This window comes from Nocardia sp. NBC_00881 (assembly GCF_045207455.1).
Lineage (GTDB): Bacteria > Actinomycetota > Actinomycetes > Mycobacteriales > Mycobacteriaceae > Nocardia.
Window position 1 is genome coordinate 456,649 of sequence record NZ_CP108798.1, and the last position, 26,911, is coordinate 483,559.

24 protein-coding genes are annotated in these 26,911 nt (G+C 65.9%); 11 read left to right on the top strand and 13 right to left on the bottom strand.

What is annotated here, in order from left to right; genetic code table 11:
- Position 1: 1 nt before the first annotated feature.
- On the top strand, positions 2-1,234 hold the full coding sequence (locus tag OH799_RS01560; RefSeq protein ID WP_406274631.1) for a cytochrome P450: 1,233 nt from the start codon (positions 2-4) through the stop codon (positions 1,232-1,234).
- 167 nt (positions 1,235-1,401) lie between these two features.
- Positions 1,402-2,658, top strand: coding sequence for a cytochrome P450 (locus OH799_RS01565; protein ID WP_406274634.1), 1,257 nt, complete (start codon positions 1,402-1,404; stop codon positions 2,656-2,658).
- A gap of 908 nt (positions 2,659-3,566) precedes the next feature.
- Here the strand turns inward: OH799_RS01565 and OH799_RS01570 are convergent.
- Positions 3,567-4,289, bottom strand: a complete 723-nt coding sequence (locus OH799_RS01570) for a hypothetical protein (RefSeq protein WP_406274639.1) — start codon at positions 4,287-4,289, stop codon at positions 3,567-3,569.
- Between the two features lie 189 nt (positions 4,290-4,478).
- Between OH799_RS01570 and OH799_RS01575 the strand changes: the two genes are divergently transcribed.
- The 3 genes from OH799_RS01575 to OH799_RS01585 all read left to right on the top strand — a co-directional run bounded on the left by OH799_RS01575 (position 4,479) and on the right by OH799_RS01585 (position 9,204).
- Positions 4,479-6,308, top strand: a complete 1,830-nt coding sequence (locus OH799_RS01575; RefSeq protein ID WP_406274642.1) for an acyl-CoA dehydrogenase family protein — start codon at positions 4,479-4,481, stop codon at positions 6,306-6,308.
- A 360-nt stretch (positions 6,309-6,668) separates the two neighbouring features.
- A complete protein-coding gene (locus OH799_RS01580; protein WP_406274645.1) occupies positions 6,669-7,940 on the top strand; it encodes a cytochrome P450 in 1,272 nt (423 codons plus the stop codon).
- A 763-nt stretch (positions 7,941-8,703) separates the two neighbouring features.
- On the top strand, positions 8,704-9,204 hold the full coding sequence (locus OH799_RS01585; protein WP_406274648.1) for a flavin reductase family protein: 501 nt from the start codon (positions 8,704-8,706) through the stop codon (positions 9,202-9,204).
- Between the two features lie 108 nt (positions 9,205-9,312).
- On the opposite strand, the gene OH799_RS01590 is transcribed toward OH799_RS01585, so the two are convergent.
- From OH799_RS01590 to OH799_RS01615, 6 genes are all read right to left on the bottom strand, one after another.
- Complete coding sequence (locus tag OH799_RS01590; RefSeq protein ID WP_406281715.1) at positions 9,313-9,600, bottom strand: LLM class flavin-dependent oxidoreductase; 288 nt, start codon at positions 9,598-9,600, stop codon at positions 9,313-9,315.
- On the bottom strand, positions 9,601-9,768 hold the full coding sequence (locus OH799_RS01595; protein ID WP_406274651.1) for a hypothetical protein: 168 nt from the start codon (positions 9,766-9,768) through the stop codon (positions 9,601-9,603).
- Positions 9,765-10,139 (bottom strand): MerR family transcriptional regulator, encoded by a 375-nt coding sequence (locus OH799_RS01600; protein ID WP_406274654.1) that lies wholly within the window; start codon positions 10,137-10,139, stop codon positions 9,765-9,767. The genes OH799_RS01595 and OH799_RS01600 overlap by 4 nt, the downstream gene beginning before the upstream one ends.
- Positions 10,140-10,217: 78 nt before the next feature.
- Complete coding sequence (locus tag OH799_RS01605; RefSeq protein WP_357273324.1) at positions 10,218-10,616, bottom strand: NUDIX domain-containing protein; 399 nt, start codon at positions 10,614-10,616, stop codon at positions 10,218-10,220.
- Between the two features lie 205 nt (positions 10,617-10,821).
- Positions 10,822-11,592 carry an SDR family NAD(P)-dependent oxidoreductase gene (locus tag OH799_RS01610; protein ID WP_406274657.1) on the bottom strand — a complete coding sequence of 257 codons (771 nt, stop codon included), beginning with the start codon at positions 11,590-11,592 and terminating at the stop codon, positions 10,822-10,824.
- 81 nt (positions 11,593-11,673) lie between these two features.
- Positions 11,674-12,528, bottom strand: a complete 855-nt coding sequence (locus OH799_RS01615) for a helix-turn-helix transcriptional regulator (protein ID WP_406274660.1) — start codon at positions 12,526-12,528, stop codon at positions 11,674-11,676.
- 189 nt (positions 12,529-12,717) lie between these two features.
- Between OH799_RS01615 and OH799_RS01620 the strand changes: the two genes are divergently transcribed.
- A complete protein-coding gene (locus OH799_RS01620; protein ID WP_406274663.1) occupies positions 12,718-13,416 on the top strand; it encodes an MBL fold metallo-hydrolase in 699 nt (232 codons plus the stop codon).
- A 64-nt stretch (positions 13,417-13,480) separates the two neighbouring features.
- On the opposite strand, the gene OH799_RS01625 is transcribed toward OH799_RS01620, so the two are convergent.
- Complete coding sequence (locus OH799_RS01625; protein WP_357270061.1) at positions 13,481-13,897, bottom strand: hypothetical protein; 417 nt, start codon at positions 13,895-13,897, stop codon at positions 13,481-13,483.
- Positions 13,898-14,304: 407 nt separating this feature from the next.
- Here OH799_RS01625 and OH799_RS01630 point away from each other — a divergent pair, with 407 nt between their 5' ends.
- From OH799_RS01630 to ald, 3 genes are all read left to right on the top strand, one after another.
- Positions 14,305-14,712, top strand: a complete 408-nt coding sequence (locus tag OH799_RS01630; protein ID WP_406281718.1) for a TIGR03668 family PPOX class F420-dependent oxidoreductase — start codon at positions 14,305-14,307, stop codon at positions 14,710-14,712.
- Between the two features lie 107 nt (positions 14,713-14,819).
- Entirely contained in the window at positions 14,820-15,251 is a 432-nt protein-coding gene (locus tag OH799_RS01635; protein WP_406274666.1) for a nitroreductase/quinone reductase family protein, read from the top strand.
- A 502-nt stretch (positions 15,252-15,753) separates the two neighbouring features.
- Entirely contained in the window at positions 15,754-16,860 is a 1,107-nt protein-coding gene (gene ald / locus OH799_RS01640; protein ID WP_406274669.1) for an alanine dehydrogenase, read from the top strand.
- Positions 16,861-16,882: 22 nt separating this feature from the next.
- On the opposite strand, the gene OH799_RS01645 is transcribed toward ald, so the two are convergent.
- The 5 genes from OH799_RS01645 to pruA all read right to left on the bottom strand — a co-directional run bounded on the left by OH799_RS01645 (position 16,883) and on the right by pruA (position 23,289).
- Positions 16,883-17,395 (bottom strand): Lrp/AsnC family transcriptional regulator, encoded by a 513-nt coding sequence (locus OH799_RS01645; RefSeq protein WP_406274672.1) that lies wholly within the window; start codon positions 17,393-17,395, stop codon positions 16,883-16,885.
- 58 nt (positions 17,396-17,453) lie between these two features.
- On the bottom strand, positions 17,454-18,896 hold the full coding sequence (locus OH799_RS01650; protein WP_406274675.1) for an amidase: 1,443 nt from the start codon (positions 18,894-18,896) through the stop codon (positions 17,454-17,456).
- A 175-nt stretch (positions 18,897-19,071) separates the two neighbouring features.
- Positions 19,072-20,526, bottom strand: a complete 1,455-nt coding sequence (locus OH799_RS01655) for an amino acid permease (RefSeq protein ID WP_406274678.1) — start codon at positions 20,524-20,526, stop codon at positions 19,072-19,074.
- A gap of 166 nt (positions 20,527-20,692) precedes the next feature.
- Positions 20,693-21,652, bottom strand: coding sequence for a proline dehydrogenase family protein (locus tag OH799_RS01660; RefSeq protein ID WP_357270079.1), 960 nt, complete (start codon positions 21,650-21,652; stop codon positions 20,693-20,695).
- Complete coding sequence (gene pruA, locus OH799_RS01665) at positions 21,652-23,289, bottom strand: L-glutamate gamma-semialdehyde dehydrogenase (protein ID WP_406274681.1); 1,638 nt, start codon at positions 23,287-23,289, stop codon at positions 21,652-21,654. The genes OH799_RS01660 and pruA overlap by 1 nt, the downstream gene beginning before the upstream one ends.
- A gap of 90 nt (positions 23,290-23,379) precedes the next feature.
- Between pruA and OH799_RS01670 the strand changes: the two genes are divergently transcribed.
- Together OH799_RS01670 and OH799_RS01675 are read left to right on the top strand one after the other, a co-directional pair.
- A complete protein-coding gene (locus OH799_RS01670; RefSeq protein ID WP_406274684.1) occupies positions 23,380-24,675 on the top strand; it encodes a PucR family transcriptional regulator in 1,296 nt (431 codons plus the stop codon).
- A 56-nt stretch (positions 24,676-24,731) separates the two neighbouring features.
- Positions 24,732-26,696: an erythromycin esterase family protein gene (locus OH799_RS01675; protein WP_406274687.1), complete on the top strand. Its 1,965-nt coding sequence runs from the start codon at positions 24,732-24,734 to the stop codon at positions 26,694-26,696.
- The last annotated feature ends 215 nt before the right edge of the window (positions 26,697-26,911 follow it).

Consider the following 26,911-nt stretch of genomic DNA (forward strand, 5'->3'; position numbering starts at 1 on the left):
GATGCAGCGTGAACCGATAGCTCTGGACACAACCGGCACCGATATCCAGGGCGAGTCGGTGCGGATCCGTGAGCGGGGGCCGGTCACTCTGGTGGAATTACCCGGCGGCGTGCCCGCGTGGTCGGTGACCGACGCCGTTGTGCTCAAGAGCCTGTTGGCCGACACCAGGGTGTCGAAGGACCCACGGCAGCACTGGGCGGCATTTATGAACGGCGAGATCACGCAGGACTGGCCGCTACACCCCTGGGTGTCGGCGGACAACATGTTCACCGCGTACGGTGCCGACCACCGTCGCCTACGGAAATTGGTTGCGCCGGCGTTCACTCACCGTCGTACCCTCGCGCTGCGTCCGCGCATCGAGTCGATTACCGACAACCTGCTCGACGAGCTGTCGGCGACCCCGCGGGGTGTGATGGTCGACCTGCGCGAGCGATTCGCATACCCGGTCCCGATCCAGGTCATCACCGAGTTGATGGGGGTGCCGGACCACTTGGGCCCCGCAATGCACAAATGTGTCGACGGATTCTTCGACGGCTCGTTCACGCCCGAGCAAGCCCAAGCCAACTACTTCGAAATGTATCGACTCGTCAGTGAACTCGTGGCCTATCGGCGGGAGAAACCTGGCGATGACATCACCAGCGTGCTGATCGCCACCCAGGATGAGGACGACGGATCGCAGCTGACCGAGAAGGAGCTCGTCGACACGCTGATGCTGGTCATCAACGCCGGGCACGAGACGACGGTCAACCTGCTCGATCAGGCTATCTTGGCGCTGCTGACCCGTCCACAGCAGCGCGCCGACGTGGTCGAGGGCCGGGTTTCCTGGTCGGATCTGGTGGAGGAAACGCTGCGTTTCGAGGCACCGGTCGCACATCTGCCTTTGCGCTACGCCGTCGATGACATCGAGATCGGCGGGATCCACATCCCCAAAGGGGAGGCGATCCTGGCCTCCTACGCAGCCGCCAACCGCGATCCGAAGGTGCACGGCGCCACTGCCGACGAGTTCGATGCCACGCGTTCGACCAAGGACCAACACGTGGCCTTCGGCTACGGGGTCCACCACTGCATCGGCGCCCCGCTGGCCCGGCTGGAGGCGTCCATCGCCCTCCCGGCTGTCTTCCGGCGCTTCCCGGATCTGCGGTTGGCCGTGGCTCTGTCGGAGCTGGAACCTGTGGTCAGTTTCGTCTCGAATGGGCACCGGACGCTACCGGTCTATCTAACTGCCGGGGAGTAGCCACACCTCTCTAAGGGTTTGTCGCACCGAGGTGTGTCGTCAAGGCGGCGGATGGCGCCATGATCGAGACCCGACCCACCCCGACACGGCTCTCCTACACAAGGGCACACGCCCGAGTTCAGTCAGCACGCCCGTCGTATTCCTGTTCCTTTCCTGGAGTCACGTCTTTGACCACGCCACAGCACCCAACCCAAGCCGGTACCTGCCCCGTCGGGCACGGATCACCGATCGACACCGATGTTCCCCGAATTGCGCTGTACTCTGAGGAATTCGCCGCCGACCCGCATCATGCCTACCGTGAGATGCGGCGCCGGTACGGTTCGCTGGTGCCGGTGGACCTGTCGCCCGGCATTCCTGCCACGTTGGTGATCGGATACCACACCGCAGTGCGAATCCTCAACGATCCAGATCATTTTCCGTCCGACCCGCGCACATGGCAGCAGAGCGTACCCGGCGATTGTCCGATCCTGCCGATGCTGGAGTGGCGCCCGAATGCCTTGCGCAGTGCGGGACTCGAGCACGCGCGCTACCGGCAGGCCAATACGGTCGCCATCGACGGGATCGATCTGTTCACGCTGCACAGTGCCGTTGAGCAGGTTGCCGTTCCGCTGATCAACACGTTCTGTGAGGACGGCGCGGCCGACCTGATCAGCCAGTACGCCTTCCCGCTCACCTTTGCCGTGCTCAACTCCATCCTCGGCTGCCCGCCGGACATCGGGCAGCAGGTGGCCTACGGCATGGCCGCGATGTTCGAAGGAGTGGACGCCGACAAGATCAACACGATACTGTCCGGCGCATTGTTCGACCTGCTCACTCTCAAGCGGGCCGAGCCCGGCGACGACATCACCACGCGACTCTTGGTCCATCCGACCAAGCTCGGGGACGCGGAGCTGATCAATCAGTTGGTCACCCTCTACGGCGCGGGAATCGAACCGCTGCAGAACCTGATCGCCAACGCTCTGCTGCTGATGCTCACCGACGATCGGTTCGCCGGAAAAGTGCCCGGCTCGGCACCCTCGACGCGTGATGCGCTCAACGAGCTGCTGTTCACCGACCCGCCGTTGGCGAACTTCAGCGTCACCTACCCGAGGCAGCCGACCCTGGTCGATGGTGTCTGGCTGCCCGCACACCAGCCGGTGGTCATCAGCATGTCGGGCTGTAACAACGACCCCGCCATCCACGACGGGGAGTACACCGACAACCACTCGCATCTGGCTTGGGGTACCGGGCCGCACGCCTGCCCCGCGAAGTCCGTTGCGTACCTGGTCGCGCAGAACGCCATCGATCAGCTGCTCGACGCGCTGCCCGAAATGCGGCTCGCCTGCCGGGCCGACCAATTGTCCTGGCGGCCAGGGCCTTTCCATCGTGCCTTGGCGGCAATGCCGGTCGTTTTTCCCAAATCGCCACCACTGAACGTCTTTTGAGGAAGCCCGCAGGGGCGGGCAAGCTATGACTCGGCTCGACCTCGGGTGTCTATTCGGCCCCCGAGGTCGGTCTGTGACGAAACTATTGGTTGGTTATTCTGTTGCTACAGAACGGGTTTCACAACTGAGGCTTCGGTGATCGGTGTACCTGACATCGGTTCGGCCGGTGTCGCGGAGACCGCCGACGTTTGCGGCGGGGATTCTACCGATGCCTGTGTCGGGTGATGGATCGTTCGAGCCGGTCGACGCACGTGTCAGGCCACTGACGGAATTGGTCGACACCCTGTTCGCTCCGCGCAAGCTCGACCGTTCCGTCGGCTTCCGAACATAGACCGCGACGCTCGCTGGCGGCGATGCGATCACACTCTTCTGTACATCAGCAAGCACTCGGCCGACCTACGCGCACAGGTCGATTGCCCGCGGTGTCCTGCCCAGATCAGTCCCACACTTGCTGCCGCTCGGCCGCCCGCCCGTGCTGGCCCGGCAGCGGTCACCTGTCTCGAACAACAGATGTTCGGCCGCGGTAACGGTAGGCCTACTCCGCAAGCGAATCTGCTGAGTGACCGAATGATCCGGCCGTCGGACTACTGACGGCGGCACTTGCCACCGGCGGTTCGGTACATGGGTTAAGAATCAGCTAGCGTTCGGCACGTGAAAATCGTTGCCTACGTGTATGATTTGCTCATGGCAAAGTTGTGAGAGTTCACTAGCAGGGCCTGTCCGATCAGAGGACATTTGTCACCCTTGGGGCGCGGAGCTGTGGTCGGCTACGTCACGCAGGCTTCATACCCTGTTCATTAGGTCGCCAAACATGGGCGGGAGGGTTGCTTCGGGATGTGCAACTCCAGCATCACTCGACGAGAGTGAAGATGTTGCAATCGGGAGAAACGCTCGGATGTTGCTGAGCGTCACCGAAATCGGGCTGACGCTGCACGACCCCTAACGCCGCTTCGGAAATCTTGATTATGTGGGCGAGCCGATGACCGCAAACGCGGATCGGCGCTATCGCCCTGCCGTGCCCCCGCAAGGAAGGATTCCCAATGCCTGTGCCAAGTCGCAGTGACAGTGGGTGTAGACGCTTCGCGGGTGAATTCGCGTCTATCGCTCAGCGGTGCCTCCAGCGCGTCGACCAGTCGGTCGGCAAGTGCTAAGAGGGCCTGAGTATGGATCATCCTACTGCTTTCGCCTTCATACAACTGCCGGGGTGGGCCTTCGGTTTCGGGCCACAGTATGGCCAGGAATTTGACCAGCATCGCGGTATCGGTTTCGCCGGACAGCGCGAGGGTGTGTGCTTCGGTTGTCGCGACGGCGGCGGTCACGGTGCTGCCGATCGCGGCGGCCGCTGCGCCGTTCTGGGTGCGATGTGTTATGACACCATCGATTTCTGCCGCCTGCCTCTCCACTGTCGCGCACCGCGCGGTGACCAGGATCAGCGGGGCACGCGCGCAGTAGTCGAAAGTTGCCTCGGATCCAGAGAATATCGAGCCGAGCAGTTTTACTCGCAGTCGGTTCACGCGGTTGACGTATGCGGCCATTCGGTCGATGTAGTAGTTGGTGCGGATGCCGATCAAGATCTCTTGGCGCACAGCCGGTATCGCCATCTTCTCGGCACAGACCGGACCCGTGGACAACCCCGTCGTGGATCCTGAGTAGCGCCGACCCGCATCAGCTCTCAATCAGCAGCTGAAGTGTGTTCCAGCACGGCCAGGCAGCTACCCCCTTCTGGGCAACAACACCTCTGCGGAATGTCGTCAGCTATACCACGCGGCCCCGTGGCATCCAGGGCACAACCCGAGACACCAACGAACTCAGGGGAAATCATGACCATCACCGACCCGCCCCCCCGGCTCGCACCACCGCTGTCCTATCGGCCGCAGCGCGTCGACACTACAACAATGGCCCTGCAGGACGCCCTGTTCGGCGACGACCACCACCTGCAGACCCGGGTCCGGAAGGCGATGGTCGCGCTCGACGATCGTCACGCCCCGGGCGCCACACACGATTCCGATGTGCGGCGTAGCTACGACATGCTGCGCCGTCTCGTACGTGATTTGGGCGGGTCCTCCCGGAGCATCGCCGCCGACACCGCACTGCTCAGTGCCGTGTTCGATTGGGCAGCGATCGCCGCTCCCCGCCTGCTGCCGATACTATCCGGGCATTTCCGCCTCGTCGTCGGCGGAATCGACGAATTGGGCAGCGGCTCGCCCTATCAGCAGCAGTGCCTGGACGAACTGGATCGGGCGGATGCGATCGGCGTACTGCTGCACACCGAACTCGGGGGCACCAACGGCACCGATATGCAGACACTGGCGGTCCACCAGCCCGACGGTACTTTCCTGCTGCGCACTCCGCATGCCGGAGCAGTGAAGTTCATGCCCAACGTCGCCGAGGGCAGAGTCCCGAAGACGGTGATCATCACCGCCCGGCTGATCATCGACGGCGTCGATGAAGGAGTGTTTCCGTTTCTCCTACGACTACGTACGACCGCGGGTCTTGCTGCTGGTGTCGACGTCGCGGCGTTGCCCGACAAGGCGTGGGCGCCGATGGACAACGCGATGATCATGTTCCGCGATGCGGTGGTTCCCGCCGAAGGACTGCTGGGAGGGGACTGGGCCCGGGTCGTCGGCGGGCGGCTGGTCTGCGACCTGTCGCGCGGCGAGCGTTTCCATCGGGCCATCAATCCCTTGCAGACCGGACGGATCACCTTGGCCGGTGCGGCGGTGGCCGGTGCCCGGGCCGGAACGGCTATCACCTGGCATTATGCGAAACAGCGCCGCGCCGGCGCCGGTCCGGCCCTGAGTGAACGCGATGCCTTCCTGCGGGACCTCACCTCTGCTGTCGCGCAGGTGTACGCGATGACCACGCTTGCCCGAGATGTGCGCGAACGCTTCGGTACCAGTGGCGACGCGACCCGATCGGTACGGGCGATGTTGGCCAAACCGATACTGTCGAATACCGCATTGGCGATTCTGTCGGTATGCCGGCAACGCTGCGCAGCCCAGGGAGCCCTGCGCGCCAACTACCTCACCGAGTGGGCCGGGAACGTGGAAGGAATCGTCACGGCGGAGGGCGAGAACCAGGTTCTTCAAGTGACGACTGGGAAGTTGCCTCGGCAAGTGACCCAAGGGCGTGCGCCCCGTCATATGGATATCACAGGGCTGCAGGTCGCGAATTCGCCTGTCGACACACCGTGGTGGCAGCGGCTACTCACCGAGCGAGAACGCGCGCTGGCGTCGACGGCCCAGGACGGCGACACCGGTGCGGACGCTTTCGGAGCTGACTCCGCAGCGATCGAGCTGTCCACCGCAACAGCCGAGCGACTAGCCGCCGACTCTTTGTTGGCTGCGGCGCAGCATAGTTCGGATAGAAGCGCCCGTGGTCTTCTCGGTGTCTTGGCCGCGGCTTATGGATTGGAACGGCTGCAGGCGCATGCCCTCTGGTACATCGCGCAGGGCCTGCTGAGCTCGGAGCGAGCGGCTCAGCTGGGCGTCGAACTCACCGCCTGCCGTCGCGAGCTCGCTGCCCACCTCGACACGCTGGTGAATGCTTTCGGCATCCCTCGCCTGGCGGCACCGATTGCCACCGACGACTATCAGCAGGCATGGCTGGATTTCGCTGGCTGGGATCAGCTGGTCAGGGGGGGAGAGTAGTACGGATTGCTGGGGTGCGGGTTGCGCTCGGTTGATTGCGGTAGGTCCCGCACCCCCCATCCTCCCGGACGGACATGTCGAGTCGTCGCTTCGTTCCGTCGTAGGGGGTGCTGATCCGCTTCTGGGGATCGACGGTCTATCGAGATGCGCTGACGAGATCTGGCCGCCCTCAGCATGATTCGCGTACGGTATGCGGAGGGTTCGGTTCGAGGAACCGCGCGGTACCCGTTCGACGAGGCATGCGTGGACTCTCGGCCGAAACCGACGCCCGTACGCCACTCGACGCACGTGACCGAGGCACGTGCTTGCGCTCGTTGCGCATGCTTGTCGAATCCTGTTCGATTGTTTGGAGTCTCGTCTTTGACCACGTCACAGTTCCCGCCGCACAGCTCGGCGTCCACGATCGCCTGCCCCGTCCAGCACGGATCGCCAATCGATACCGACGGCGGCCCCCGGGTCGCGCTGTATTCGGAGGCATTCGCGGCGGATCCGCACCAAGCCTACCGGGAGATGCATCGCCGGTACGGTTCGCTGGCGCCGGTGGAATTGGCGCCTGGCGTACCGGCAACACTGGTGATCGGATATCACACCGCGCTACGGATCCTGAACGATCCCGACCATTTCCCGCACGATTCGCGCACCTGGCAGAAGGATGTCCCCAGCGATTGCCCGGTCCTGCCGATGCTGGAGTGGCGTCCGGCCGTGATCCGCAACGACGGACCGACGCACTCCCGCTACCGGCAGGCCATCGTGGCGGGCATTGAAGAGATCGACCTGTTCGCCCTGCATGCCACCGTTGAGCAGATCGCCATTCCGCTGATCAACACCTTCTGCGAGGACGGTTCGGCCGACCTGATCAGCCAGTACGCATTGCCGCTGTCCTTCGCGGTGATCAATGCCATGCTCGGCTGCCCGCCAGAAATCGGACAGCGGGCCGCGACCGGGTTGGCCGCGATGTTCGAAGGCGTGGACGCCGACAAGGGCAACGCGATGTTCAGCCAGGCGATGTTCGACCTGGTGACTCTCAAACGAGCCGAGCCGGGCAATGACATCGTCTCTGGGCTGCTGCAACACCCAGCCAACCTCGACGACGGGGAGATGATCCACCAGGTGCTGTGCCTGTACGGTGCGGGAATCGAGCCGACGCAGAACCTGATCGTCAACACCCTGCGGCTGATGCTCACCGACGACCGGTTCGGCGCCGGCCTCCTCGGCGGAAGCCTGTCGACGCGCGACGCATTGGACGAGGTGTTGTTCACCGACCCGCCGCTGTCGAACTATTGTGTTTCCTTCCCGAAACAACCGATCCTGATCGACGGTGTCTGGCTGCCTGCGCACCAGCCGGTGGTCGTCAGCATGGCAGGCTGCAATAATGACCCCGCGATCAATTCGGGCGAATATACCGACAATCGAGCTCATCTCGCGTGGAGTCTCGGGCCGCACGCTTGCCCGGCCAGGTCGGTGGCGTACATGATCGCCCAGGACGCCATCGACCAGCTGCTCGACGCCCTGCCTGATATGCGGCTCGCCGTCGCGGCGCAGGAGCTGGTCTGGCGACCCGGTCCGCTCCACCGGGCGCTGGCCGCTCTACCGATCGTTTTCCCCGAATCCCCACCGCTGAACATCTCGTAGTCGTCCCGATCCGCTCGGTGCGTGAGAACGCGGCGCACCGTATTCCATTCGCCGCCATGGGTGCGGTCACCGTCTACGCGGTGGGCGTGCTCGCTGTACGGAGTCGCGCCCGGCACGTGCTGCGATGTTCCCGGTCCTTTGGTGAGTTCTTCCGGCGGATCGGGAACTCTGAAACGTGGGCCGTGATCCGGACATTCACGGACAAACCGAATTCGAGACTGTGAGCGGGCTGTCAATTGGCAGGCAATCAGCCGTGATCCATTGTCCGTGGCGAAATCGGGCATACGCTGCGTAGGGAACGCGCGGTGCAATGGCGGATTCATCCATTGCCCCCAGCGATTACGGGAAGATCTCCTGCCTGAGAAAGGCCTGATTCATGATTATCGCTATGCTCGTTGCCGGCCTGATCGCGACCGGAAGTGCCGCTGCCGAAGCGACCGGGAGCGCCGCTATGGGTGCGGGAATGAACATCCCCAACTACCAGTAGTCCGGACTCCTGTCTCCCGATAGCGGTGCTGGACGAACGTGGAGGTTGTCGCGAAGGTGCACGTGGAACATGTTGTGCTCGACTATGATCCACCAGAAGTAGATCCGAACGTCCTGATCTACGCCAGCCGTCTCAGGGCATCCAATCCCTCTTCGGCGCGGCCGTCTCAGACGATTTCCCGCCATGGCTGTAGGGTGAGTGGTGCTCGGTCCGGCACGTTTGCCCGGTGATCGCGCGGGCATCCGGGGAAGACGTCGCATCATGCTGGGAGGACCGATGGCTACCGAAGACCGGACCGCCCTGTTCGACGCGGTGGTCGCGGCGGCGGACTACCCCATGCTGGTGGTCACCGTCCAGGCCGGTGGTCGGCGCGCCGGATGCCTCGTCGGTTTCGCGACGCAGGTGAGTATCGAGCCGCGCCGATTCCTGGTCGGTTTGTCCAAACGTAACCACACCTACCGGGTCGCGGAGCACGCCGAGCGGCTGGCCGTGCATGTGCTCGGTAGTGAGCAGCTCTCGCTGGCCCGTCTCTTCGGTGGGGAAACCGGTGATGATATCGACAAGTTCGTGCACTGTGACTGGCATGTCGGCCCCGGCGGTGTGCCGGTGCTCAAAACGGTGCACAGCTGGTTCAGCGCCCGAATTCTCGAACGACACGACTTCGGTGACCACGTCGGGGTGCTGCTCGATCCGGAGGATGGCGCGGGGCCCCGACGCCCAGGCGAGACACTGCGCTATCACGCGGTGGCCCGCCTGAGCGCGGGCCACCCGGTATGAGACGGACCGCCTACCGCGGTCGGTCGGCTGATGCGGTCGCGAGTCCGAAGCGTTCGGCGAAGGCCGACAGCTCGTCGCGAGCAAGGTCTGGGTCAGCCGTGCTCGCGCTCACCACGATTCGGGTGACGCCCTGCGCGGCAAGGCTTTCGACGCGTTCGAGTGGCAGCCGCGGGTACCGAAATCCACGCCCGCCGCCTGAGCCTCGCCGGGCAGGATGCCCAGTCCCACCGTGAGCAACCGCATCCGGCCCTTGGACAGCACATCGATGGTCGCCAGGCGCTTGGCCAAGACCACAGGGTGGTGATAGGGCAACAGCAGCACCGCCGTTCCGAGCAGGATCCTGTTCGTCGCCGCGGCGACGAAGCTGAGCGCGTCGAGCGGGTCGGCATAGGGCAGCTACGGCATGATTTCCATGGGTCCAACCGCCGCGCCGGGGTACAGCGCGATGTGCTCGGGCAGGTAGAGGGCCTCGAAGCCGCAGCGCTCGGCATGCCTGGCGTAGTCGATCCGCCGGTCGGGATCGGCACCGCAGAACGGCGTGCTGTAGCTGACCGCGAACTTCACCGCGAATCCTCCATTCTGTCGTACTCGCATACTGCGACGAGCCGGCCGCGCAACTGATGTCGAACAGTCTCCAGCCGCTCGACGTAGGAGTCGACCTCGGCCAGTTTGCGCCGCAAGGTGGGAACCGAGTCCGGGCAGACGCCGCCGGAACCATTGCCCGCCCGAAGGCAGGCGACGAACGGGCGGATGTCGTCGAGGTCGAAGCCCTCGCCGAGTAGCGCCCGGATCTTGCGCACGACCAGCAGCCCCGCCTCGTCGTAGGAGCGGTATCCGTTGGCGGCGCGCTGCGGCTGCACCAGGCCGTGCTCCTCGTAGTAGCGCAAAGCGCGGGTACTGGTGCCCGTCCGCTGCGCGAGCTCACCGATCCGCATTCATCCTCCTTGACCCGACCCCCACGGCAACGCTAAACCTTCTCGCCGACGTCAAGGCAAGTAGAAGCCTTCTCGCGACTACCAATCCACCGTGCCGAGTTCGTGCAGCCTGCGGAACACCATCATCGAGCCGGGCGCGACGTGGTCCATGGCGGCATATTCGCTCACGGTGAAATAGCGCAGTTCGGCGATTTCGCTGGTCGGTTGAGGTTCACCGTCGAGTTCCGCGGTGAAACAGGTCATGTGCAGGCGGGTGCCGGGTGTGTGGCCGTACGCTTCTGCGAGAAATACCCCGAGCTCATCGAACGACGCGACGCCGACACCCAGTTCCTCACGCACTTCGCGGTGTAGTGCCGCCACCGGAGTTTCGCCGGGGTCGATCTTTCCGCCTGCCATGTAGAAGACGTCCTTGCCGACCGATCGCGCCTGCAGCAGGCGACGATCCCGGACGTGGGCCAACGCGGCGGTGCGAATCACCGGCTCACTGTACTGAGCAGTCGAAATCGGGCGCCAACCGGTTTTCAGCCGGTGTCGATCGCTATTTCGGAACGGATCGCTGCCAGAGTTGTATTTCGCCGGGCAAACGTGCGTGCAGCCCATGGTCGACCTCGGATTGCCAGCGGCTGATGGAGGCCCGGCGGACGCCGACCCGCCGCCCACCGCACGGACGCGCGAGCTGTAACTACACCATCGCGCGAGAGATGGCCGCGACCAGTCCGCCGTCGATGATCAGGTCCTGTCCGTTGATGTAGGACGCTTCGTCGGAAGCCAGGAACGCCACCGCGTCGGCGACCTCGTCCGCAGTTCCGAGTCGACCGGCTGCCACCTCGGCGAGGACGGCGGCTTGCGCCTCGGTCGAGACGTTGTCGTGGAACATCGGGGTTTCGATGTAGCCGGGACTTACGGAGTTGACTCGAATTCCCTTGGGCGCCAGTTCGGCCGCGAGAGTCTGCGCCAGATTGTGCACGGCTGCTTTGGTGGCGGAGTAGAGGGAGGCGCCGGGCATGCCGCGGTGCAGCGTCCACGATGCGTTGATGACGATCGCGGCGTGGTCGGTCAGTAGGGGGAGGGTTTTTTGGATGGTGAAGAAGACGCCTTTGAAGTTGGTGTCGACGACGTGGTCGAATTCGGCTTCGGTGATGTCGATGGTTGGTTGGAATGCGGCGATGCCCGCGTTGGCGAAGAGTACGTCGAGGTGTCCGTGCCGGTTGTGGATCGCGGCGGTCAGGGCATCGAGATCGGTGAGGTTTGCTACGTCGCCGGGTAGTGCCCAGATCTGGTCGCCGCCGTCGATTTTTTCGATGGCGGCGTCGAGTCGGGTTTTGTCGCGGCCGGTGATGATGACGTGTGCGCCTTCGGTGAGCAGTCGGTGTGCGGTGGCCAGTCCCATGCCGCTCGAGCCGCCGGTGATGAGCGCGATCTTGCCATCGAATCGAGAGATGCTGTGCGTCATAAGGCCAGGGTGCCGATGGGGCCGCGATCCGAACAGTGCGTAGTTGACATAGGTGTGGCACCACCAGGTTCCGCGGATGGATCAAGCCGGGGCGGTGAGGCGGATCCGCGACAGTCGGTCGACCCGATCTGCGGTCTCGGTACCAGGTTGCGGGTTGTACAGCACCAGAAACCAATCCGGGCGATCGGCCACCGCCAGGGTCGTCGTGTCGAAAAACAGCTCGCCCGCCTCGGGATGGCGCACCGCCTTCACCGCCTGGACAGCGGCGCCGACCTCGTGGCGGGCCCACAGTTCCGCGAACTCGGGGCTGGCGGCGCTGAGATCGTCGACCACTCTGCCGAACTCTGGATCGCCGGGGAAGTGGGCCGCGTCGGCGCGGAAGGCGGCGACGACAGCGGGCGCGACCGAGTTCCAGTGCATGTGCATGCCGCGGTACCTGGCGTTCGTGAAGAACGAGATCAGGCAGTTGTGGTCGGCATCGCCGAACCCGAATACCGTCTGCGCCGTCTCGTTGATCGCGAGGAGATTCCAGTACCGGTCCCGCAGCACGGCAGGCCCCGGCCGCCACGCGTCGAGGAGGTGCCGCAGCTCCGCCGGGACGTCCGCGTCACGCGTCGCGTCCGGCGGCGGCGGATTGAGGCCGGCCAAAAGATACAGATGCGACCGTTCGGGCTCGGTCAGGCGCAGCGCCGCACCGATCGCGTCGAGCACCTCTGTCGAGACATTGATGTTTCGCCCCTGCTCGAGCCAGGTGTACCAGGAGACGCCGACCCCGGCGAGCGTGGCGACCTCCTCACGCCGCAGGCCCGGCGTCCGGCGCCTACCTACTGCCGCTATACCGACGTCGCCGGGCGTCAGCCGCGCCCGACGGGTACGGAGGAAGTCGCGGAGCTGCTCACGGCGATTTCGTGTCACCGCGGGGGATTCGCTGGTCATACGTCACGGTAACAATGGGCGGCTGCACCGAATTTCGCCGGAAGTGATCGCGGTTGCGTGCCCGCCATGGCGTTACGCCGAGGAGCTGGCGAGTGCGCGCGAACGCGACGGCACGCACCACCCACAAGTATTTTCGCCCGCAGGGAAATTGCTGGGTCGATGCGGTCCGCGGTCTCTAGTGTTATGGCGATGAGAATCCTCGAAGTCCACGCCCAGTTGCATGTGCTCCAGTTCTCCGAGGTGAACGATCTGAACGTCTTCGTGTGGAACGACGAGTCTCAGGTGACGCTGGTCGACAGCGGAATGCCGGGCTCGGCCGCGGAGATCGGCCGCGGACTCGTCGAGATCGGCTTCCGGCGTGCCGATGTTCGGCGATTGATCATCACGCACGCGCATCCCGACCACATCGGTGCTGCCCGCGAGATCGGCGACTGGGGCGCCGACGTGCTGGTGCACCATGCGGATGCGGATGTGGTCCGCGGCCGACACGCGCCGCCGGAGCCGAAGCTGCGGGAATGGGAACTCGCCATCGCCGAGGCGCTGCCACCGATCCCGACGCCGGAGGCGGCGCGGGTTGACCACGAACTCGACGATGCCGACCGGATAGCCTTCGGCGGGGGCGCCGAGGTGATCGCCGTTCCGGGGCATACCGCGGGCAGTATAGCCCTGCATCTGCCGGAGCACCGGGTGCTGTTCACAGGCGACACACTGGCTAACGTTCGCGGTGCCACCATGCCGGGAGTCTTCAACGTCGACAGCGCCGCCGTCGAGCGCGCTGTGCTCCGGTTTGCCGCGTTGGATGTCGAGACGATCTGCGTCGGCCACGGTGATGTCCTCCGTGGCCCCGCCGTCGCGGCCTGGCGGTCTCGGCACGGTGCGCGCGCCTGACCGCGGGGTTGTTCGGACGTCGGTGCCCATCCTGGGGCCGGAGGAAGCCCGACGGGCTGTTCGATCAGAGTTGAGCGGTGTGTTCGCACGGAGGTAGACCGTCGGCGCGGCGTAGGACGTCGGCGACAGACTCCAAGTAGAGCAGGGTACGCATCGAGGTTCCCGACACGGCTTGGCCGAGGCGCCGCAGGGACGAATTGTCCAGGTGCGCGATCACTTCTGCGTCGTCGGCCTGGTCGAGGCCGGGGTCACAGCCGAAATAGCCGGGATCGAGGCCGAATACGTGGGCCAATCCGGTACGGGTACGCTCCGGTATCGCGGTGGCCTGCCCGCGGCGAAGGCGCGCCAGGTAGCCGGGGGATATGTCGTACCCGGCGGCGGTCATCCATCCCGCGACCGTCTCGTCGGCCAGCGGGCGCCCGTGCGCGCGCTCCCACATCTCGAATGCGAGATTCAATCGGGTTGTGACATCGATGTCCACGAGCGCCTCACCTTCTGGCGGTATCGCCTGTTGACGGGTCGAACATTGACTCGACCGTAGCGTGGGCGACTGCGGTCGCCGTGATTTCGTGGCAAATGTCCGGTTAACTAGGGAGCGGAACGTACTCTAGCCCCGGTTCTGTCAGGATTGCGGCAGTCGAAATCATGGGCTGCGTCAGATGTTTCGGGACACAGCGGCGACGAGACGGCGGCGTCGCGGTCGACATACCGTCGCGCAACGGCGTGTCGGCACGCAGATCAGGGCCATTCTGATTGCCTGGTTCGGACGCTGAACCACTGGCGTGGGAGACGCCACCCAGTGTCGCGAGTTCCGGGTCAGTCGGAGTTCGAGCGTCGACCCGGTGCACGGCGGGCAGACCCCAGCGAATTCGAGGAGGGCGAGTGCGACTGAGCTCCGACGAGGCGCGCGGGCGGTTCGCGCGTAGTCCCGTCGCGCGGCTGGCAACAGTCTCGGCCTCGGTGCGGCCGCATTTGGTCCCGATCGTGTTCGTCGTGGTCGGGGACGTCATTTACACCAGCATCGACGCCAAGCCGAAGACGACGATGATGCTGCGACGGCTCGCGAATATCGAGGCCAACCCGGCGGTCACCGCGCTCGTCGACTTCTACAGCGACGACTGGACCCAACTGTGGTGGGCACGCGCCGACGGCGACGCACGCATCGCGGACACGGCCGAGGCGGCGGTGGCGAAACGGCGATTGGCCGCACGCTATCCGGACTACACCGCCCAGCCACCACCAGGACCGGTGATCGCTATCGATGTCGCGCGATGGTCCGGATGGCGGGCGCACTGACCATTCGGTGCCGGCCCCGGACAAGGTGCCATCCGGTACAGTCCGACTCGCCGCGGTGCGTTCCCCTGGGGCGCCGAGCTACTTGCTGACTGGATTGTGAGGATCCCATGCCCTCGAATTTCGCCCTCAAGGCGATGAATGCGGCGCATCGTGCCCTGCTGAAGGCGAGTTTCGGAAAGCTGGGGAACGAGGTCGGGGGTATGCCGTCTCTCGAGCTCACGACCACGGGTCGTAAATCGGGTCGGCCGCACGCGGTCATGCTCACCGCGCCGGTCGTCGATGGCGACACCTACGTCGTCGTCGCGTCGCGTGGCGGCGATCCTGTGCACCCGGCATGGTTTCTGAACTTGCGCGACAACTCGGACGTCGTGGTCTCCGTGCAGAGCGGCCCGCGGGTGCCGATGACGGCCCAGGTGGCGACAGCCGAGAAGCGAGCGTCGTTGTGGCCCAGGGTTGTCGAGGCGCAGCCGGTGTATGCCGACTATCAGACGAAGACCACGCGAGAAATCCCGCTTGTCCTCCTGACGCCGAAGAACTGACGCGACGCGGGTAGTCGCGAACATCATGGCGGGCGACGTCCCGCCACCGTGTCGAGACAGTCGTGCCGCCGGGCGCGGTGGTGGTTGCAGCTGGTGGACGCCGGACAGATGCTCAGCCGGCGCGTGGTCGAAGCCGTCCGGGTCGGCCGCTTCGATCGGGTCCGCGAACCGCGTGCTATGTGATGTCTCAGCGATGTCGACCCGATCGCGGCATAGTGCGCCGCTGTTCATCCGCTGCCGGCGTTCGCCCAGCGAATCGTAGTAGCCGGGCCGGTTGCCCGGATCGGCCCTCGTCAGCTCGTTTGCGCGACGGCTGCCGAAGATGTTGCGGACAGCGGGGATAAAAGTGGGTATAGGCCGAGTATTTGAATACTTTGAAGCTTGTGTATCGAATTATTTTCATTGGACTAGCCGAAATGATGCAGAATATTCATACTTTTGACGAGCGGTGATTCCATTCGTGCGGATCATCGGCAGCGTCCATCGACGATCAGGAGTGCAGGTGAAAATCGGAATTCCCGCCGAGGTCAAGAATCACGAGTATCGCGTGGCGTGCACGCCGGCCGGCGTGCACGAGCTGGTGTCGCGCGGGCACGAGGTGTACCTGGAGGCGGGCGCCGGGCGTGGCTCGGCCTTCGAGGACGAGTCGTACACCGTCGCGGGCGCGCGGGTGCTGGACACCGCCGACGAAGTCTGGGAAACCGCTGATCTGGTCCTCAAGGTGAAGGAGCCGGTGGCCGAGGAGTATGGGCGGCTGCGCGAGAACCAGGTGCTGTTCACCTACCTGCACCTGGCCGCGTCCAAGGAGTGCACCGACGCTCTGCTGACCTCCGGCAGCACCGCGATCGCCTACGAAACCGTGACCGGACGCGATGGCTCCCTGCCGCTGCTCGCGCCGATGAGCGAGGTCGCGGGCCGGTTGGCCGCACAGGCCGGCGCCTACCACCTGATGCGCAGCGGTGGCGGGCGCGGCGTGCTGATGGGCGGCGTGCCCGGCACCAGGCCCGCGAAGGTCGCCGTGCTCGGCGCGGGCGTCGCGGGCGGGAACGCGATCGCCGTAGCGCACGGCATGCGCGCCGATGTCACCGTGCTGGATCTGAACATCACGCGCCTGCGCGAGATCGACGCGCAGTACCGCGGTCAGGTGCGGACCATCATGTCGAACAAGCTCGAGGTCGATACCGCGGTTCGCGAGGCGGACCTGGTGATCGGCGCGGTGCTGGTGCCGGGAGCCAAAGCGCCCACCCTGGTGTCCCACGACCTCGTCCTGCAAATGAAGCCGGGCTCCGTGCTGGTCGATATCGCGATCGACCAGGGTGGGTGTTTCGCGGACTCACGGCCGACCACGCACGCGGAACCGACCTACTCGGTGCACGAGTCGGTGTTCTACTGTGTCGCCAATATGCCCGGCGCGGTGCCCAACACCTCGACCGTCGCGCTCACCAATGCCACGCTGCCGTACGTGCTCTCGCTCGCCGAACGTGGGTGGCGTGATGCGGTGGCGGCCGACCCGGGCCTCGCCGCAGGGCTGAGCACTCATCGCGGAGCGCTGTTGTCGGAGTCGGTGGCGCAGGCGCACGGTTACGTGACGGAAAGCCTGGCCGCGTAACGGTTCGCCGGCGGTGCGCCCGTCACGAAGATCCCGCACGCGGGCGCATGTGCTCGAAGATGAGGATCGTTTCGGTCGAGGCGACCGCCGGATGGGCGCTGAGGTGATTCAGGACGAACACCCGCAGCTCGTCGGTGTTGGCGGTGGCGACATGAATGAGGTAGTCGTCGGCGCCCGCGATGAAATACACGTTGAGCACCTCATCGAGCGCCGACATGCGTTGCCCGAACTCGGCGAGCTGCCTGCGCGCGCTCGCGTGCAGCCGCACCGCGACCATGGCTTGCAGGTTGCGGCCGAGCGCCGCCGGGTCGATGTCGGCGTGGAATCCGCGAATGACGCCGCGCTCCACCAGCGCTCGCACCCGCCCGAGGCAGGTGGAGGGTGCGATGCCGGCGGCCGCGGCGAGCGCGTTGTTCGTCATGCGCCCGTCCCGCGCCAGCTGGTCGAGCAGAATCCGGTCGATGTCGTCGATCGGGGCGCCCGACGGCGGGTGGCCGGGCGCGACCGGGCTGCGTGCTGAGTCGGTCTTGCGCATGACCCGACGGTACCGAATCGGGTTCGCCGCGCACCGGGTCTCGATGAAGGTTCTTCGACTACGAACGGCGATCGGGTTGCTCGTGCCTCGGGAAGCGTGTCGCGCTGCCTGAACGCGGATGCGGACGCGCCTGCTCCACCTGCGCCGCCACCGTGAGAATGGTCGTCTCGCCATTCGCGGGTCCGACCAGTTGGACCGACAGGGGAAGCCCGTCGTCGCCGACGCCAGCGGGCAGTGCGGCCGCAGGATTGCCGGTGACGTTCCACAGGGCGGTGTAGGCGACCATCGGGAGGGAGGCGAGCTGGGCGCCTATCGTGTTCGCTCCGTCGAGGACGCCGAGCCGGGGTGGGCGGATCGCGATGGTCGGGGTGAGCAGCAGATCGCACTCGGTGAAGATCCGATCAACCTTGCGCCCCAAGGATTCTCCTTGCCGGATCGCCCATTCGACGACGGGTCGCCGCGCCCATGCGCCGAGCGCGACCGTTTGCTTGGTCCGGCGTTCGAGCCGCCCCGGATGATCCACTTCGGCTGCCTCGGCGCGGACGCCGCCGAAGAACTGGGGGAAGAAGGCGCTCGTCGAATTCGGGTAATCAGGGTCGATCTCGACCACCATATGCCCCAGTCCCGCAAGGAGCTTCGCGGTATCGCGAACCGCGCGGACATTGAGCGGATCCGTTTTCACCAGCGGCGGCGTGGGAGGTTTCATGCTGTAGCCGATCCGCAGCGGTTGCGCCGCCTTGCGGGCCGCCGCCTCGAACGACATCACCGGTTCGGAGGCCTGGAACCGATCGCTCGGCGCATTGCCGCGGAGGACGTCGTAGACGATCGCGGCATCGAGCACGCCGCGAGTCAGCGGTCCTGCGACACCCAGTGCCCACCACAGGTGCTCGTTCGGTGCATTCGGCACCCGCCCACGTTGCGGTTTCAGGCCGAACAACCCGCAGCACGCGGCCGGGATGCGGATCGAGCCGCCACCGTCGCCGCCGAGCGCCACGGGAACGAGGCCGGCCGCCACCGCTGCGGCGGACCCGCCGCTGGACCCGCCGGTGGAGCGCGTCGTATCCCACGGATTGCGGGTCACACCGAAGGTGCTGGACTCGGTGAACGGCCATTGCCCGAACTCCGGCATCGCGGTCTTGCCGACGATCACCGCCCCCGCCGCGCGCAGCCTGCGCACCACCTCCGCATCCGCCGCGGCGGGGTTCGAGTTCGCCCTGGTGCCGAACGTGGTGACCACGCCGGCCACGTCGAACTCGTCCTTGATCGCGATCGGGATTCCGTGCAGCGGGCCCACGGCGCCGCCTGCCGCGCGTTCCCGGTCACGCTCGATCGCCTCGGCTCTGGCTTCGTCGCGGAGCACGCGGGTGAAGGCGCCGAGATCCGCGGCGGCATCGATCTCGTTCAGCGTCGCCTCGACGAGCAGCTGTGCCGAGAGGACCCCCTGCTCCAACAGCTCACGCTGTTCGAGTACGCCCGATGCGACGACGTCCCGGAGATCCATTTGCTACCACTCCTCTCGGCCCGATTACGAGCCGCCGTGGCAGAGGCGTCGTCTGCCGATGCCCACACTTCGACCCTATGTAGTCGAGCGATCATTTTGCAATGACTACTCCGTGAACGCCGAGTTGGTTCAATCCTCGAGTAAACCGAGACCCGAACTGGTCGCGGAGCCGTCGTCAGGGCAGCTCGGGGTTCGGCAGACCTGCCGTCGCGGCGGAGTCGGTACCTGCGAGCTTGGAGTGAGTGCGCGAGTAGGTGAAGTAGACGATCAAGCCGACGACCAGCCAGACCACAAAGCGCGCCCAGGTCTGCCACGGCAACGACCAGATCAGATACACCGAGAAGCCGATGCCTACCAGCGGGACGACCGGCATGAACGGCAGCCGGAACTCTCGCGGCTCGTCGGGTCGGGTGCGCCGCAGGACGATCACCGCGACGGACACGACGATGAAGGCCATCAAAATGCCGATGTTGGTCAACTCCGCGACGACCGTGATGTCCAGCAACCCGGCCATCAGCGCCGCTCCGATGCCGACGATCCAGGTCACGCGGGTGGGCACCTTCCGGACCGGATGGGTCTTGGCGAACCATTCCGGCAGCAGCCCGTCGCGGCTCATGGCGAACCAGACGCGGGTGACGCCGAGCATGAAGGTGAGCACCACGGTGACGATGCCGACGATCGCGCCGACCGCGATGATGTTCGCGACGCCGGGCTGACCGACCGACTCGAACGCGGTGGAGAAACCGCTGGTCGGGCTGATCTCGGTGTACTTCTGCATGCCGGTCAGTACCAGGGTGGCCAGCACGTAGAGCACCATGGCGATGGCCAGCGAGTAGATGATCGCCTTGGGCAGGTGCTTCTTGCCGTCGGTGGATTCCTCGGCGGCGGTGCTCATCGCGTCATAGCCGAAAACAGCGAAGAAGACGGTGGCCGCACCGGTCCACACCGCGCCCGCGCCGAACGGGAAGTACGGCGTGTAGTTGGAGCTGTCGATGTGAAAGACGCCCAACACGATAATGAGCACGACCAACGCGACCTTGATGCCGACCGCGACGGTCTCGAACCGGCCGACGCTCCTGATGCCACGCGACAGCAGCCAGGCTGTGCTGAGACAGAACAGCATGGCGAATACGTCGACCACGTGGCCCTCGCCTGTGCCGGAGGCCCCCATCATCCAGTCCGGCAGGGCGATGTCGACCTGCCCGAGCAGGAACCGGAAGTATCCGGACACACCGATGGCGACCACCGCGGCGACCGCGATGTACTCCAGCAGCAGATCCCAGCCGATGAACCAGCCCGCGAGCTCTCCGAGCGACACGTAGCCGTAGGTGTAAGCGGACCCGGCCTTGGGGACCATCCCGGCGAACTCGGCGTAACACAGTGCGGCCGCAGCGCTGGCGACGCCGGCGATGAGGAACGAGATGAGCACCGAGGGTCCGGTCACGGAGTGCGCGACCGAACCGGCCAGCGTGAAGATGCCCGCGCCGATGATCCCGCCGACGCCGATCGCGGTGAGCTGCCACAGGCCGAGCGATCGGGACAGCTGTTCGTCGGCAGGGGCGGATTCGTCCTCGACCTCGCCGAGGGGTTTGCGACGCAACATTTGGCTGCGCAACTCCGCGATGGACATGTGTATCCTTTCGTCCTCTGCGGTACCCGGCGGTGCCGTAACGCAGACCACATTTCGAGCTGTGACTAGCTGAATACGATCACACGACGCTGTGATCGGTCAGTTGGACAAATAATTTTCAACCGGGCCTCGGCCCACCGGACGGCGCGGCTCGGATGTGCCCGGCTCAGCGGTCGCGGCCGAACGAGCGCAGGAAGAACGCGACATTCGCCGGACGCTCGGCCAGCCTGCGCATGAAGTAGCCGTACCACTGGTCGCCGTAGGGGACGTAGACGCGCAACAGGTGTCCCGCGCCGACCAGGCGCCGCTGTTCGGCGTCCCGGATGCCGTGCAACATCTGAAACTCGAAATCGTCATGCGCGCGCCCGGTTTCGTGGACGCGGCGCAGCGCCGCATCGATCAGCGCCGGGTCGTGCGTGGCGACCATCGGATAGCCGTCACCGTCCATCAGAATGCGCAAGCAGCGCAGATACGCGTCGTCGACGGCGGAACGACCCTGATAGGCCACCGCCGCGGGTTCGCGATAGGCCCCCTTGCACAACCGGATTCGCGAGCCGGGGCCGGCGAACTCCCGACAGTCATCCTCGGTGCGTTTCAAGTAGGCCTGCAATACTGCGCCCAACCACGGGAAATCCGTGCGCAGCTCGCGCACGATCGAGAGCGTCGAGTCGGTGGTGGTGTGGTCCTCCGCGTCGATGGTGACCCAGACCCCCGCGACTGTCGCGGCGGTGCAGATCTGATGAGCGTGCTCACGAGCTATAGCGTGTCCATCGTGGGGGAGCGCCTGGCCCAGCGCGGACAGTTTGAGTGACACCTCCAGCGGTAGCGCGGTCCCCGCCGCCGCGGCGGGGAGTTCGGTCAACGCCGACAAGAGACGAAGATAGTGCGCGACGGTGATACGGGCTTGGTCGAGGTCGGTGGTGTCCTCGCCGAGATAGTCGATGGTCACGCGGCGGTCGGATTCGAGGAGAGCGGCGGTCGTGGCCACCGCCTGCTCCTCGGTCTCGCCCGCGACGAAACGGTCCACCAGCTTCTTGGTGGACGGCATGCGGCTGATCGTGCGCTCCATGCGTGGGGAGCGTGCGGCCGCCAGCACGGCGGGACGGAGCAGCCCGGAGAATGCCATCAGAGTTCCTGGTGCGGGTAGCGGTGGTCGGTCGCTGGGACGAACGATTCTTTGATCGTGCGAGCGGAGGTCCAGCGCAGCAGGTTCTGCGCCGACCCTGCCTTGTCGTTGGTGCCGGACGCGCGCGACCCGCCGAAGGGCTGTTGTCCGACGACCGCGCCGGTGGGCTTGTCGTTGACGTAGAAATTGCCCGCCGCGAACCGCAGCCGTTCGGTGGCGGTGGCGATGGCCGTGCGGTCGTCGGCGACGACCGCCCCGGTCAGGCCGTAGCGCGAACCCTTGTCGATCAGGTCGAGCGTGGACTCGAACGATCCGGCGGCGGAGTCGTCGTAGACGTGCACGGCAAGGATCGGGCCGAAGTACTCGGTGCGGAACGCCTCGTCGGCAGGGTCGTCACCGAGCAGGATGGTGGGCTCGACAAAGTAGCCGACGCTGTCGTCGGCGTGGCCGCCCACGGCGATCGTCAGGCTCGGAGTCGCCTTGGCGCGTGCCACGGCGTCGGCGTTCTTGTCGAAGGCGCGCTTGTCGATGAGCGCGCCGCCGAAGTGGGTGAAGTCGGTGACATCGCCGTAGCTGAGGGCGGCGACCTTGTCGACGAACTCGCGGCCCATCCTGGCCCACACCGACCTCGGGATGAACGCGCGGGAGGCGGCTGAGCACTTCTGGCCCTGGTAGTCGAAGGCGCCGCGGATCAGTGCCGTGGTCAGGACGTCGGGATCGGCGGAGCTGTGTGCCACGACGAAGTCCTTGCCGCCGGTCTCGCCGACCAGGCGTGGATAGCTGTCGTAATCGGCGATATTCGCCGCGACCGTGCGCCACAGGTGCTGAAAGGTCGCGGTCGATCCGGTGAAGTGGATGCCGGCCAGGCGGCGATCGGTGAGCGCCACGTCGGACACCGTGGGACCGGCGCCGTGCACCATGTTGATCACGCCGGGCGGCAGCCCCGCCGCCTCCAGCAGCTTCATCGTCCAGTACGCCGCGACCGACTGGGTCACGGCGGGCTTCCACACGACGGTGTTGCCCATCAGCGCGGGCGCGGTAGGGAGATTGCCCGCGATCGCGGAGAAGTTGAACGGGGTGATCGCGTAGACGAAACCCTCGAGCGGACGGTACTCCACCTTGTTCCACACGCCTGGTGTCGAGATCGGCTGGTCCTGCAGGATTCGGCGGGCGAAGTGGACGTTGAAGCGCCAGAAGTCGACCAGCTCGCACGGGGTGTCGATCTCGGCCTGGTACGCGGTCTTGGATTGGCCCAACATCGTTGCGGCGGCGATTGTTTCCCGCCACGGTCCGGCCAGCAAGTCCGCGGCGCGGAGGAAGACAGCGGCACGATCCTCGAAGGCAAGCGCCCGCCAGCCCGGCGCCGCGGCGGTGGCGGCCGTGATGGCGTCCGCCACGTCGCGCGGTTCGGCGGTGGTGAGCGTACCGAGCACGGTGGCGTGCCGGTGCGGCTGCACCACCCGGACCTGCTCGCCGGAACCGCGCCGGTGTTCGCCGCCGATGACATGATGGACCTCGGTCGGCGTCGTGCCGAGCTCGGTGAGCTTCGCCTGCAACCGTTCGCGTTCCGCACTGCCCGGGGCGAATGTGCCGACCGGCTCGTTGACCGGCTGGGGTGTGGACACGATGGCGTCCATGGTTCCTCCTGCTGGGTAGGCGATTTTGCGGTAAGCCGAAGTCAACACCGGAAAACTGCCTGGAGAATGAGCCAGTCGGACAAAGATGGGATGAGTGCGTTGTCGAGTTGGCCGAAGGACGGGAACGTGGCCGGGGAGAGCGAGTCGGCCGCCGCGGACATGGATCTGTTCGGCTTGGCGCAGATGGTCGCCCACAACGCGGGCGGGATGGTGTCCATCGAGGACCCGCACTCCCACGTGCTGGCGTACTCGGCGTCCGACCAGACCGCCGACCAGTTGCGCGTGCTGTCCATCCTGGGCCGGGAAGGCCCGCGCGACTACCTGACCGTGCTGCGGAAGTGGGGTGTGTTCGATCGCTTGCGCAACACCGACGAGGTCATCGACGTGCCCGCGCACGAAGAACTGAACATCAAGCGCAGGCTGGTGGTCGGTATCCGGCATCCCGCGGACGCGACCGCGCGGGCGCCGCGGGTACTCGGTGCGATCTGGCTACAGCAGGGTGATCAGCCGTTCAAGTCGGACGCGGCGGAGATCCTGCGTGGTGCCTCGGCCATCGCAGGCCGTCTGATCTCCCGTAGTCTCGACGCACCGTCTACCGAGGCGCTGCTGATCCAGCGGTTGTTCGGCGCGGGAGGGACCGCGGTAGAGATAGAAACGGTGGCGACCGCGCTCAACCTATCGCAGGCCGGTCCCGCCGCGGTGGTGGCGTTCGCGCTCACCGCCACCGAGGAGGCCACTGCCACCGAGCCCGCGGCACTCGGCAGCATTCTGCGATTGCGCGCCAGCTCCTTTCGGGTCGACTCGGTGACCACGACGCTCGGCGACCGCGTCTACGTGCTGTTGCCGGGCTACCGGTCCGCGCACGCGGTGACGTCGTGGACGCGGCAACTGGTTGAACAGCTCGAGGCGACACGGTCGCTGGCGTTGCGGGCCGCGATCGCCTGTCCCGTCGCCGATCTCGGCGCGGTGGGTGCCGCGCGGGCCGAGGTCGATCGCGTACTGGACAGCACCGTCGCCACCTACCCGAAGGGGCGGGTGACCACGCTGTCCGAATCCCGCACCGCCGTGCTGCTCGGCGAGCTGCTCGATCTCGTCGGTTCGCGCGCCGAACTGCACGATCCTCGGCTGCGCGCTCTGTTCGACTACGACCGCAAGCATTCGGCGAGCCTGCGCGACAGCGTGGAGACCTATCTGCGGGAGCACGGCGACGTGCGCAACGCCGCGGCCGCGCTGCAAGTACATCCGAACACGCTTCGCTACCGCATCCGCCGCGTCGAGGACATCCTCGGCATGGATCTCGGCGACCACGCAGATCGCCTGTTGCTCGAGATCCAGCTGGCGCTGCAGCGCCGACCGCACACCCGCCCGCCGGGCCCATCTGCCTGACCCGATCTGCTCGAGAAGCAACGTTTGTCGGGCGCGGCGGCGGGTAGGGCCCCGACATGGTGCGGAGTGTCTTCAGGAATCGACGTGAGGCGGGCCGCGTGCTCGCGAGGCTGCTCGAGCACTACCGGGATTCCGCCGACACCGTCGTTCTGGCGTTGCCGCGCGGCGGGGTACCGGTCGGCTATGAGGTTGCGGCGGTGCTCGGCGCGCCGTTGGACGTGCTCGTGGTCCGCAAGCTCGGTGCGCCCGAACAACCGGAGCTGGCCGTGGGAGCCATTGCCAGCGGCGGCGTCCTGGTCACCAATGACGATGTGCTTCGTGCCCAAGCCGTCGCGCCCGAGGCGCTGGAGCAGATCATCCTCACCGAAGGACAGGAACTCGCTCGTCGCGAGCGTGTCTACCGCGGTGACCGTGCGATGCTCGACGTCACCGGGCGGACGGTGCTCGTGGTCGACGACGGGCTGGCCACCGGTGCGACGATGAACGCCGCGATCGAGGCGCTGCACAGGCTGCATCCGGCACGAGTGGTTGTCGCCGTGCCCGCCGCACCGGAGTCGACCTGCGTCGAACTACGCGAACTCGTCGACGAGGTGATCTGTGCCTCGACGCCGGCGCCGTTCATCGCGGTCGGCAACTCGTACTGGGACTTCGAACAGACCACCGACGCCGAAGTCCGCGACCTGCTCGCGCGAGCGCCCGCGAAGACGGACACCGAGCCCGACGATGGGGACCTGCTTCGGCGCGCGCGTATTCCGGCTCCGGGCGGGACGCCACCAGACGACATCTTGTTCGACCTGGTCGGCGACGCACGTCTGGTGCTCATCGGTGAGGCGTCACACGGCACCGACGAGTTCTATACCGCGCGTGCCGCCATGACGCGACGACTGGTCGAGGAGAAGGGATTTCGCGGTGTCGCGGTCGAGGCGGACTGGCCCGATGCCTACCGCGTCAACCGGTACGTCCGCGGGCAGGGCACCGACCGGACCGCCGAGCAGGCGTTGCGTGGGTTCCGGCGATTCCCGGCGTGGATGTGGCGCAACACGGTCGTGCGCGACTTCGCCGAATGGCTGCGCGGGCACAATTCCCGATGCGCCGCCGAGGACCAAGTCGGCTTCTACGGTTTGGATCTGTACAGCATGCACCGTTCGGCGGAGGAGGTGATCGCCTACCTCGACCGTATCGACCCGGCCGCCGCCCAGCGGGCCAGGGAACGCTACAGCTGTCTCGAACACCACGCTGACGAGTACGGCTTCGCGGCGGCGTTCGGCGCCGGGCAGTCGTGTCACGACCAGGTGGTCGCGCAATTGACCGAACTGCAGCGGCAGATTGCCGATGAGGTACGGCTCGACGGCGTGACCGATCACGACGAACTGTTCTACGCCGAACAGAACGCCTGCTCGGTGCTGGCGGCCGAAGAGTACTACCGCTCCATGTTCGGGGGCCGGGTAACATCCTGGAATCTTCGCGATCGGCACATGTTCAGCACGCTGATCGCGTTGCGCGAGCACCTCGGCGCACAGTCGAAAATTATTGTGTGGGCACATAATTCACATCTCGGCGACGCACGGGCGACGGAAATGAGCGACTCCGGTGAACTGAATCTCGGGCAACTGGTGCGTGCGGACAGCCCCGATTCTGCCCGGCTGCTCGGCTTCACCACCTACACCGGATCGGTCACCGCGGCCGAGGACTGGGGCGGACCGGCGCGTCGGATGCGGGTGAATCCGGCGTTGTACGGCAGCGTGGAGCACATGTTGCACCAAGTCGGCGCCGAGTCTTTCCTGGTGCGCTTGGACTCCGAGTCGCCGGTGGCGGACCGGCTCCGGAGCCCGCTACTCGAGCGGGCTATCGGTGTGGTCTATCGTCCGCAGACCGAGCGTCGGAGTCACTATTTCTTTGCGCGTCCGGCCGACCAGTTCGACGCCCTGATCCATATCGAGCAGACCACCGCGCTGCTTCCGCTGGATCGGGCCGCGCCCTGGGACCGGGATGACGTCGAAACCTATCCGTACGCGGTCTGACCACAACCGTGACAGAAGTGTCCGCTCGCAGCTGAAGGTTCACGGTGCGGTCGCGATTCGGGTCCTACCGCCTGGATCGGCTCATCGGGCGGGGCGGCATGGGCGAGGTGCGAAGAGTGGGCGATCCCGCCGTCATCGCGCGGACGCGTCCGGAATGTCCGGCCCGTCGTTGCGGGCGTGGTCACTGTCGGCGGAGGGGCTATCCGTGCTATCGA

Bases quoted from the DNA above. Each gene is read 5' to 3' on its own strand.
- OH799_RS01670 (WP_406274684.1), top strand. From the start codon at position 23,380: ATGAGTGCGTTGTCGAGTTGGCCGAAGGACGGGAACGTGGCCGGGGAG.
- OH799_RS01560 (WP_406274631.1), top strand. From the start codon at position 2: ATGCAGCGTGAACCGATAGCTCTGGACACAACCGGCACCGATATCCAG.
- OH799_RS01620 (WP_406274663.1), top strand. From the start codon at position 12,718: ATGAGAATCCTCGAAGTCCACGCCCAGTTGCATGTGCTCCAGTTCTCC.
- OH799_RS01645 (WP_406274672.1), bottom strand. From the start codon at position 17,395: ATGCGCAAGACCGACTCAGCACGCAGCCCGGTCGCGCCCGGCCACCCG.
- pruA (WP_406274681.1), bottom strand. From the start codon at position 23,289: ATGGACGCCATCGTGTCCACACCCCAGCCGGTCAACGAGCCGGTCGGC.
- OH799_RS01655 (WP_406274678.1), bottom strand. From the start codon at position 20,526: ATGTCCATCGCGGAGTTGCGCAGCCAAATGTTGCGTCGCAAACCCCTC.
- OH799_RS01675 (WP_406274687.1), top strand. From the start codon at position 24,732: ATGGTGCGGAGTGTCTTCAGGAATCGACGTGAGGCGGGCCGCGTGCTC.
- OH799_RS01615 (WP_406274660.1), bottom strand. From the start codon at position 12,528: ATGACCAGCGAATCCCCCGCGGTGACACGAAATCGCCGTGAGCAGCTC.
- OH799_RS01660 (WP_357270079.1), bottom strand. From the start codon at position 21,652: ATGGCATTCTCCGGGCTGCTCCGTCCCGCCGTGCTGGCGGCCGCACGC.
- OH799_RS01610 (WP_406274657.1), bottom strand. From the start codon at position 11,592: ATGACGCACAGCATCTCTCGATTCGATGGCAAGATCGCGCTCATCACC.
- OH799_RS01575 (WP_406274642.1), top strand. From the start codon at position 4,479: ATGACCATCACCGACCCGCCCCCCCGGCTCGCACCACCGCTGTCCTAT.
- OH799_RS01600 (WP_406274654.1), bottom strand. From the start codon at position 10,139: ATGCGGATCGGTGAGCTCGCGCAGCGGACGGGCACCAGTACCCGCGCT.
- OH799_RS01585 (WP_406274648.1), top strand. From the start codon at position 8,704: ATGGCTACCGAAGACCGGACCGCCCTGTTCGACGCGGTGGTCGCGGCG.
- OH799_RS01650 (WP_406274675.1), bottom strand. From the start codon at position 18,896: ATGGATCTCCGGGACGTCGTCGCATCGGGCGTACTCGAACAGCGTGAG.
- OH799_RS01635 (WP_406274666.1), top strand. From the start codon at position 14,820: ATGCCCTCGAATTTCGCCCTCAAGGCGATGAATGCGGCGCATCGTGCC.